We start from the raw sequence: 10951 nt of genomic DNA on the forward strand, positions 1-10951 counted from the left end.
AGCGGCATCGCCTGGCGCACGGCGTCCGTGTACCCGGAGCCCGTGGCCCCCGCGTAGAGCGAGATGGCGCCGGGGAAGCGCTCCGGGTCCACGCCCGCGTCCTCCAGCGCGGCCCACGCTGTCTGGAGGAACAGCCGCTGCTGCGGATCCGTGAACTGCGCCTCGCGCAGCGACATGTCGAAGAACACGTGGTCGAACCGGTCCACGCCTTCGAGCACGCCCGCGGCCGGGACGAACGCCGGGTGCTGCCACAGCTCCGTGCCCTCCGGCAGGACGGGCAGGTGCTCCAGCTCCTCCGGTGCGAAGCGCGTGATGGACTCCACGCCTCCGCGCAGGTTGCGCCAGAACTCCGCCACCGTCATCGCGCCGGGGAAGCGGCCCGCCATGCCGATGATGGCGATGGAGCCAGATGCGCCGGGCTTCGACGCCTCGCGCGGACGGTGGCCGGGGGCCGGGGCCACGGTCTGGGAATCGCGCTCCAGGCGCTCGACGAGCCCTGCGAGCGTGGGGTGCTCGAACAGCCACACCACGGGCACTTCGCGCTGGAGTTCTTCGCGCAGGCGCGCGGCCAGGCGCACCACGGTCAGCGACGTGGCTCCCAGCTCCTCGAAGAGGTGGTCCTGCGCGCCCACGCGGTCCGTGCCCAGCTCGCGCGCGAAGAGTGGCGCCAGCCGCTGCTCCAGCGGGTGCGACGGCTCCACGAAGCGGCCCTGCCGTCCCGTGGACGCGGCGTCCGGCGCGGGCAGCGCCTTGCGGTCCACCTTGCCGCTGGGGTTGAGGGGCAGGGTGGCCAGCGTCACGAACACCGACGGGACCATGTACTCCGGCAACCGCTGGCGCAGCGCCGCGCGCAGGGCTGGCGCCTCCAGCACGTGCCCGGCGCGGGGCATCGCGTAGGCGACGAGCCGCTTGTCTCCGGGCACGTCCTCACGCACCACCACCGCGGCCTCCTGCACCTCGGGCAGCTCGCGCAGGGCGGACTCCACCTCCGCCAGCTCGATGCGGAAGCCGCGCACCTTCACCTGGGCGTCGATGCGGCCCAGGAACTCCAGCGTCCCGTCCGGACGCCAGCGCGCCAGGTCCCCCGTGCGGTACAGCCGGGCACCGGGCGTCGCGCCATACGCATCCGGGACGAAGCGCTCGGCCGTGAGGTCCGGCCGCGACACGTAGCCCCGGGCCACGCCGTCTCCCCCGAGGAACAACTCCCCCGGCACGCCCACCGGCACCGGGTGCAGCCGCGCGTCCAGCACGTACACCGACGTGTTGGCGAGCGGCGCGCCAATGGGCACCGACAGGGACGCCTGCTCTGGCCGCTCCACCGTGAAGGTGGTGGCGACCACGGAGCACTCGGTCGGTCCGTACGCGTTGGTGAAGGGGATGCCCAGCGACTCCACGGCGCGGCGCACGTGCGGCGCGGACACGATGTCGCCACCCGCATGCAGCTCCCGCAGCCGTCCGAGGATGTCCGGCCGATGCTCCATCAACTGCGAGAAGAGACCCGAGGGCAGATGGACGAAGGTGACGCCGTGGTGCTCCACCACGCGGGCCAGTGCGTCCATGTCGCTCGCGGGGACGTGGCCCGGGAAGACGACGAGCCGGCCGCCATGCAGCAGCGGCGTCCACAGCTCCAGCACGGAACCGTCGAAGGACACCGGCGCGAAGAGCAGCCCCGTGTCGCGAACCCCATAGCGCGTGTACGGCTCCGAGTGCATCAGGCGCAGCAACCCGCGCTGCTCGATGCCCACGCCCTTGGGCCGTCCGCCGCTGCCGGAGGTGAAGATGACGTAGGCCAGGTGGCGCGGCCCCACGCCGGTCTCCGGCGCGGTGACGGGCTGGTCCTCCAGCGACAGCTCCTCCAGGAACAGGCATGGCAGGGACGCGTCGGGGAGGTGCAGCCGTCCGTGCAGCTCACGCGTGGTGACGAGCAGGTGCGGCCGCGCGTCCTCCAACATGAAGCGCAGCCGCTGCGCGGGATAGGACGCGTCCAGCGGCACGTACGCGCCGCCCGCCTTGAGGATGCCGAGCACCGTGACCACGAAGCCCACGGAGCGCTCCAGGCACAGCGCCACCGGCACATCCGGTCCCACGCCCCGTGACCGCAGGACGTGCGCGAGCTGGTTCGCCCGGGCATCCAGCTGCGCGTACGTCAGCCGGGCGTCTCCGTCCTCCACGGCGATGGCGTCCGGCCGCCGCGCGGCGTGCAGCTCGAAGCGCGCCGCGACGGTGCTGCCGGAGGGATAGGGCAGGGCGGTGTCGTTCCACGCGACGAGCACCTGCTGGCGCTCCTCCGGCGTGAGCCACGGCAGCCGGGAGACCGGCACGTCCGGCCCGGCGACGGCGGCCTCCAGCAGCACGCGCAGGTGGCCCGCGAGCCGGGCCATGGTGTCGTGCTCGAAGAGGTCGGTGCTGTATTCGATGGAGCCGCGCAGTCCGTCCGGCGTCTCCGTGAGCAGCAGGCCCAGGTCGAAGTGCGCCGTGCCCGCATCCACCTCCAGCAGCTCCATCCGCAGCCCGGGCGCTTCGAGCACCCCGGCCGGAGCGTTCTGGAGCGCGACGACGGCCTGCACCAGCGGCGTGCGCCCCAGGTCGCGAGGCACCTGAAGCTCCTCCACCAGCTTCTCGAACGGCAGGTCCTGGTGCTCATAGGCCGCGAGCGTCGTGTCCCGCGCCTGTCCCAGCAGCGCGCGGAACGAATCCTCCGGACGGATCCGCGCACGCAGGACCAGCGTGTTGACGAAGAAGCCGACCAGCCCCTCCACGTCGCCATGGGTGCGGCCCGCGATGGGTGCACCGACGAGCAGGTCCTCCTGCCGGCTGTAGCGAGACAGCAGCACCTGCCACGCGGTCAGCAGCGCCATGAACGGCGTGGCACCTTCGACCCGCGCGAGCCCCATCAGGCGATCCGTCAGGTCGCGAGGCAGGTGCACGGGCAGGAGCGAGCCCCGAGCGGAGCGCGTCGTGGGACGAGGCTTGTCCGTGGGCAGCTCCAGCACGCGAGGCGCACCGGCCAGCTGCTCCTTCCACCACGCGACCTCGTCCGCGAGCACGTCGCCCTGGAGCCAGCCGCGCTGCCACGCCGCGAAGTCCGCGTACTGCACGGGCAGGGCCGGCAGCACGGGGGCCTCACCGGAGGCGAAGGCCGCGTAGGCCGTGGCCACCTCGCGCACCATCACCTCCAGCGACCAGCCATCGGAGACGACGTGGTGCATGCCCAGCAGCAGCACGTGATGCGATGGGGTCAGCCGCAGCAACCGCGTGCGCAGCAGTGGTCCCGTGTCCAGGTCGAAGGGCCGGGCCGCCTCTTCCCGCGCGAGCCGCCGCACCTCCGCCTCGCGCTCCTCCGCCGGCACGCCGGTCAGGTCCACCAGGGGCAGGGCCCACGAAGACGTGGACTGGATGACCTGGACGGGGTCTCGGTCCTTCAGCGTGAACGTGGTTCGCAGTGCCTCGTGACGTTCGACCAGCAGCTCCAGCGCGCGGCGCAGGGCCTCCGCGTCCAGCGCGCCCTCCATCCGCACCGCGCCCAGCAGGATGTACGGCGTGGCGCCGGGTTGCAGCTGCTCCATCACCCAGAGCCGCTGCTGCGCGAAGGACAGGGGCAGCCCGCCGTCGCGGGGTGCCTTGCGGATCGCCGGCACGCGAGGAAGACCGGTGCGCGCGAGGAGGCGCGCCTCCACCTGGTCGGTGACGTCGGCGACGGTGGCGCCTTCGAAGAGGCCGCGCAGGGGCAGCTCCACCTGGAACGTGGAGCGCAGGCGGGACACGAGCCGCGTGGCCAGCAGCGAGTGGCCGCCCAGGGCGAAGAAGTCATCGTGCGCGCCCACGTGCGGCACGCGCAGGACGTCGCGGAACAGGTCCGCGACCCGCTGCTGGAAGGGCGACATCCGCTGGGGCTTCGAAGGCGCCACCGCGACCGAGCGCGCATCCGGAGCAGGCAGGGCCTTGCGGTCCACCTTGCCCACGGGCGTGAGGGGCAGGGCCTCCAGCGGTACGAACGCCGAGGGCACCAGCGGCGCGGGCAGACGTTCGGAGACGAAGGCGCGCAGTTCTGCCGCCTCCATCGGCGCACGCGGCACGTACCACGCGACGAGGCGCGGATCGCCCTCGCCGTTGTCGAGCACCCCGGCCACCGCGGCCTTCACCGACGGGTGCTGGCGGACGATGGACTCCACCTCGCCTGGTTCGATGCGGAAGCCGCGCAGCTTCACCTGCGTGTCCATGCGGCCCAGGAAGTCCAGCGTGCCGTCCTTCAGCCAGCGCACGCGGTCGCCCGTGCGGTAGAGCCGTGCTCCGGGCACGTCACCGAAGGGCGAGGGCAGGAAGCGCTCCGCCGTCAGCGCGGGACGGCCCACGTAGCCCCGGCCGACCCCGTCACCGCCGATGTACAGCTCGCCGGGGACGCCCACGGGCACGGGCTGGCCGTGCACATCCAGCACGTACGTCCGGACCCGCGTCATCGGCCGGCCGATGGGCACTGACTTCACGTGCTCCGGCAGGCCTTGGAGGTCGTGCGTGGTAGCGCCCACGGTGGTCTCCGTGGGGCCATAGAAGTTCACCAGCCGGCCCGGCGGTCCTGCGCGCAGCACGGCGCGGATGGCCTCCGGGTTCGCGGCCTCGCCCGCGCAGAAGACCACGCGCATCGTGGCGAATGCGTCCGGGACCTCTCTCGCCACGGCGTGGACCAGCGCGGTGGGGAACATGGCCGTGGTGGCGCCCACGTCGCGCAGCGTGCGCGCCAGTCGCGCGGGCTCCAGCGTCACCTCGCGCGGCAGGATGACCAGCCGGGCGCCGTTGAGCAGCGCGCCCCAGACCTCGAAGGTCGCGATGTCGAACGACGGCGTCCCGCCCTGCACCATGCGGTCGTCGGGGCCCAGCTGGATGTAGTTCGTCTCCCGTACCACGTGGACGATGGAGGCGGCCGTGACGCCGACGCCCTTGGGCGTGCCCGTGGAGCCTGACGTGTAGAGCACGTAGACCCATGCGTCGGGCAGCAGCCGCACGCCTGGAGCGGACGCGTCGTAGCTCGCGAGCGGGTCCCGCTCCGCCTCCAGGCTCACCGTGGGCCAGGACCGGTCCTGGACGGCCTCGGGCAGCGAGCGCTCCGTCACCACCAGCGACAGGCCGGCGTCCTGGAACATGAACGTCAGCCGCTGCGCGGGGTAGGCCGGATCCAACGGCACGTAGCAGCCGCCCGCCTTGACGACGCCGAGCATGCCCACGATGAGGTCCAGGCCACGCTCCAGGCACAGGCCCACTCGGCCTTCGGGCTGGAGGCCCTTCGCCAGCAGGTGCCGCGCCAGCTGGCTCGCCCGTGCATCCAACTGTGCGTACGTCAGCGTGCGGCCTTCGTGATCCACGGCCACCGCGTCTGGAGCCCGCTGGACCTGCGCGTCGAAGCACTCCAGCAGGGACGGCGTGCGCAGCGGCCGGAGGTCCGGCGCGCTGAAGGTCTCCAGCACCCGCGCGCGCTCCGCCGCGTCCATCAGGGGCAGCCGCCACACGGGCGTCGTCGCGTCGTGGGCCACGGCCTCCAGCAGGACCCGGAGGTGGGTCGCGAACCTTGCGGCCGCGTCCTCGGAGAAGAGGTCCCGGCTGTATTCGAGCGTGCCTTCCAGGCCGCCGTCCCGCGCGGTGAGCGACAGGATGAGGTCGAAGCGCGCGGTCTCCGTCGAGGTGTGCAGCCGCTCCACGTGGACGCCGGGCAGGGCGGGCGTGGACAGCGGCGCGTTCTGCAGCACGAACATCACCTGGAACAGCGGGGTGCGCTCTCCGCCGCGCGCCTGTGCCACCGCTTCGACCAGCTTCTCGAAGGGCACGTCCTGGTGCGCGAACGCGGCCAGGGAGTCCTCGCGCACGCGGTCCAGAAGCTCAAGGAAGCGGGGGCTTCCGTCCAGGCGCGCGCGCAGCACCAGCGTGTTGAGGAACACGCCGATGAGGGGTTCCAGCTCCGGCCGGGTGCGGTGGGCGACGGGCGTGCCCACGGCGAAGTCGTCCTGCCCGGAGTAGCGCGACAGCACGGCCTGATACCCGGCCATCAACACCATGAACAGCGTGGCGTCCCGCTCCCGGCCCACCTGCTCCAGCGAGCGCACCAGGGACGCGGGCAGCGTGAAGACATGGCTGCCTCCGCGAGCCGAGCGCGTCCCGGGCAGGCCCTGCTCGGCGGGCAGCGTGAGCACGGGCACGTCCTTCAGGGACTGCTGCATCGCGGCCAGCGCGGCCCGTGACGCCTCCGAGTCCTCCTGACGGCGCTGCCATGCGGCGAAGTCCGCGGCCTGGATCTCCAGCGCGGGAAGGGGCGACGGTTGTCCCTCCAGCAGCGCCGTGTAGAGGCTGCGCACCTCGTGCACGAGCACGCCCATGGACCAACCGTCGGAGACGATGTGGTGCATGCACAGGAGCAGCACGTGTTCCTGGTCGGACAGCCGGAGCAGCCGCGTGCGCAGCAGGGGTCCGGTGCCCAGGTTGAACGGACGGGTCGCGTCCTCGTGCATGCACTGGCGGAGGGCGTCGCCTTCCGGCACGGACTCCACCAGCAGAGACCATTCCTCGGGCGCGGCGTGGATGCGCTGAAGCGGCTGACCGTCGTGCTCCTCGAAGGTGGTGCGCAGCGGTTCGTGGCGGCGGACCAACTCCGTGAACGTGCGGCGCAACACGTCCACGTCCAGGGGCCCGGTGAGCCGCAGGGCCAGCGGGAGGTTGTAGTGCGCCTGCCCCGGCTCCATCCTGTCCAGGAACCACATGCGCTGCTGCGCGAACGACAGCGGCAGGGCTCCGTCCCGGGGCACGGTGGGAATGGGCTCCGCGGGATGACGTGAGGGGAGCGCATCAATGCGCTCCGAGAGCCGCGCCACGGTGGGCGCGTCGAACACCGCACGCACGGGCAGGTCCACGCCGAAGCGCGCGCTCACGCGGGTGACGAGCTGGGTGGCCAGCAGCGAGTGCCCCCCGAGCGCGAAGAAGTCATCGTGCGCGCCCACGCGCTCCACGTGCAGCACGTCCTGGAACAGCGCGGCCAGCTTCTCCTGGAGCGGAGTCAGCGGGCCCGCGTCCTCGGTGGCGGCCGGAGCGGCGGGGACGGGCAGGGCGCCTCGGTCCACCTTGCCGTTGGGCGTGAGGGGCAAGGCGTCCATGCCGACGAACGCCGAGGGCACCATGTACTCGGGCAGCCGGGAGCGCAGGTGTTCGCGCAGGGCTCCGGCCTCCACGGACGCAGGGACGGTGTAGGCCACGAGGCGATCCGCGTGCACGGCGACCACGGCCTCGCGGACCTCGGGGTGCGAGCGGAGCGCGGCTTCGATCTCACCCGGTTCGATGCGGAAGCCGCGCAGCTTCACCTGGTGGTCGACGCGGCCCAGGAACTCCAGCGTCCCGTCCGCGAGCCAGCGCACCCTGTCTCCCGTGCGGTACATCCGCGTGCCCGGTGCTTCGCTGAACGCGTCTGGCACGAAGCGCTCGGCCGTGAGGTCCGGCCGGCCCAGGTAGCCGCGCACCACGCCTTCGCCGCCGATGAACAGCTCACCGGGGACGCCCACCGGCACCGGGCGCCATTGCGCGTCCAGGACGTGCAGCCCGGTGTTCGCCAGCGGCCGGCCCAGCGGCACGGTGCCGGCCGAGTCCGTCTCCACTCGATGCATGGACGACCACACCGTCGTCTCGGTGGGGCCGTACATGTTGAGCAGCGCGGGGACGTGAGCCCGCAGCGTCGCGGCGAGGCCGCCCGGAAGGGCCTCTCCGCCCACGAGCAGCTGGCGCAGTCCGCCCAGCGCCTTCAGCGCCCGGGGTTCCTCCACGAGCGCGCGGGCGTAGGACGGCGTGCACTGGAAGTGGGTGACGGCGTGGCGCTCCACTTCTTCCGCGAGCGCTATGGGCTCCAGCCCCGTGGGCGCGAGCACCACCTGGAAGCCGCGCGTCCAGGACCAGAGCAGCTCCAGCACGGAGATGTCGAAGGAGATGCTCGTCATCGCCAGCCACGTGCCCGGGCACGGCGAGACGTGCGCGTCCATCGCGCGGAAGAAGTTCATCACCGTCCGGTGCGGCACGCCCACGCCCTTGGGCCGCCCGGTGCTGCCCGACGTGTAGAGGACGTAGGCCAGCGTCCGCGCGTCGCTCGCGGACCGCACGAAGTCCGCGCCCGCCGACGGGTCCACGTCGTCGAGGAACAGCCGGCGCTCGGCCGGCACCGCGATCACGTCCTCCAGGCGGCGAGGCCCCACGAGGACCTTCGCCCCCGAGTCCTCCCACATCGCGGCGAGCCGCTGCGACGGGTACGCCGGATCCAGCGGCAGGTAGGCCGCTCCTGCTTCGAGGATGCCGAGCATCCCCACCGCCAGCTCCACCGAGCGATCCACGCACAGCCCGACCACCGACTCCGGCCCCACGCCGCGCTGCCGCAGCGTGTGCGCCAGGGCCCGGGCCCGTGCACGCAGCTCCCGGTACGTGAGCCGATTCCCGCCCGCGGCGAGCGCCACGGCATCGGGCGTGCGGGCCACCTGCGCCGCGAAGCGGGAGGAGACGGTGGCGTCCGAGGGGAACTCGATGCCGGGTCCTCGCGACAGCGCGAGCAGGTGCTCCGACTCCGCGGCGTCCAGCCACGGCAATGCGTCCACCTTGCTCGAAGGATCCCCGACCGCAGCCTCCAGCAGCACGCGCAGGTGACCCGCGAGGCGGGCCACGGTGTCCGCGTCGAAGAGGCCGGTGGCGTACTCCAGCCAGCCCTCGAAGCCCCGAGCGGATTCGGACAGCGAGAGCGTCAGGTCGAACATCGCCGTGCCCGGGTGCACGTCCAGCAGACGCGACTGGAGGCCGGGCAAAACGGGGGCGCCCACGTGCGCGCCCTGGAGGATGAACATCACCTGGAAGAGGGGCGTGTGCCCGCGCTCGCGCGTGGGGTGGAGCGCTTCCACCAGCTTCTCGAAAGGCACGTCCTGGTGCGCGTACGCGCCCATGGCGGTCGCGCGCACGCGCCCCAGCAGCTCGCGGAAGGTGGGTGCGCCGGAGAGCTTCGTGCGCATCACCAGCGTGTTGACGAAGAAGCCCACCAGGCCCTGGAGCTCCGCGCGGCCCCGGCCCACGATGGCCGTGCCCACGCTGACGTCGTCCTGTCCCGCCCGGCGAGCGAGCACCGCCTGGAAGCCCGCGAGCAGCACCATGAAGGGCGTGACGCCCTCGTGCACCGCCAGCGTGCGCACGGCTTCGGTCAGCCGGGCATCCAGCACCACGGGCACCCGGGCGCCCTGCGTTCCACGCTCGGCGGGACGTGGCCGGTCCGTCGCCAGGTCCAGCAACTGGGGGGCACCGGCGAGCTGCTTCCGCCAGTAGTCCAGGTGCGACGTCAGCCGGGTTCCGTCCAGCCACTCCCGCTGCCACTCCGCGTAGTCAGCGTAGGCCAGTGGCAGCGCGGGCAGGGGAGACGGACGGCCTTCGCGCAGCGCCGCGTAGAGGGTGGAGACCTCACGCACCAGCACGGCCATGGACGCGCCGTCCGACACGGCGTGGTGCATGACGAGCACCAGCACGTGCGTGCGTTCGTCCAGCGTCAGCAGGGTGGCGCGGACCAGCGGACCTCGCGACAGGTCGAACGGGCGGCGGGCCTCTTCATGCGCGAGGCGGGAGGCTTCGGCTTCGCGGGCTTCCAGCGGCAGGGACTCCAGCGACACGCGCGCCAGCGGCAGTGCTGCGTCCTTCGCGATGACCTGGAGCGGTCTTCCGTCCTGTTCGCGGAAGGAGGTCCTCAGCGCCTCATGGCGCGCGACGAGCGCCTGGAGGCTGCCCTCCAGCGCGGCCACGTCCAGCGAGCCCTCCAGGCGCACGGCGGCGGGCAGGTTGTAGGCCACGTCACCCGGCGCGTATCGATCCAGGAACCACAGCCGGGCCTGCGCGAAGGACACTGCCCGGGCGCCATCCACGTCGCGGCGGCGGAGCGTGTTCGACGCGGGCTTCGCGGCATCCCGGAGCGAGAGCAACTGCTGGGACAGGGACGTGATGCTCGGGCCCTGGAGCAGCCACTCCATGGGGACCGTGAGGCCCGTGCCCGTGCTCACTTCGTGAGCCAGCTCCACCGCGCCCAGCGAGTCCAATCCGTAGCGCGTCACCGGAGCATCGACGTCGATGTCCTCACGGAGCATGCGCGCATGCCGGGCCACGATGTCGCGCAGCCAGCCCACCAGCGCCTCAGCGTCCTGGCCAGAGTGCGAATCCGACGCAGATGCACTACGCGAGACCTCGGTAGCCGCGACAGCGGAGGGAAGGGGAGTGACGGAGGAAGGACTCTCCGCCCGCCACGCCATCACCTCCTGCAACGTCCCGTTCAGGAAGGCCGCACGGCACGCGTGCCGCTGCACCTTGCCGCTGCTCGTCTTCGGCAGGCTGCCCGGTTCAATCAGCACCACCGCGTGCGCCTGCACCTCGTGTGACTCCGCCAGCCGCTGACGGATGGCGCCCACAGCCGCGTTCGCCACCTCCAGCTTCTGCCTCAAGTCCCCCAGTCGCCGGACGTCAACCTCCTGCACGACGACCGCGCGCTCCTCGCCCGCCACCTCCACCGAGAACACCGCGCCACCGCCCGGCCGCAGCGCCGGGTGCGCCGCCTCCACCGTCGCTTCCAAATCCTGCGGGTAATGGTTTCTCCCGCGCAGGATGAGCAGGTCCTTGCGCCGTCCCGTGACGTACAGCTCTCCGTCCGGCCGCAGGAAACCCAGGTCCCCCGTGCGCAGGTATGGCCCCGACTCGTCACCGGCGATGCGCGCCTGGAACGTCTCGCGCGTCACGTCCTCGCGGCCCCAGTACCCCTGGGCCACGCTCGGCCCGGACACCCAGATTTCGCCCACCTGCCCAGGCGCCCGCCGCTCCAGCGTCTCCGGGTCCACGATGGCCAGTCGCTGTTCCGCCAGCGTCCGGCCACACCCCACCAGCGTCCGTGCCCCGGCCTCCGCCGCGCCCACTTCCTCCG

General features: G+C 72.5%; 1 protein-coding gene (cut by a window edge). It reads right to left on the reverse strand.

All coding sequences use genetic code 11. The annotated features are described in order from the left end of the window. Window positions 1-10951, reverse strand: part of the annotated coding region (locus D7X96_RS41015; RefSeq protein ID WP_370450133.1) for a non-ribosomal peptide synthase/polyketide synthase (this coding region is incomplete at its 5' end). 24604 nt of the annotated region lie to the left of the window's left edge; 10951 of its 35555 annotated nt are in view.

This window comes from Corallococcus interemptor, assembly GCF_003668875.1.
Taxonomy (GTDB): domain Bacteria; phylum Myxococcota; class Myxococcia; order Myxococcales; family Myxococcaceae; genus Corallococcus; species Corallococcus interemptor.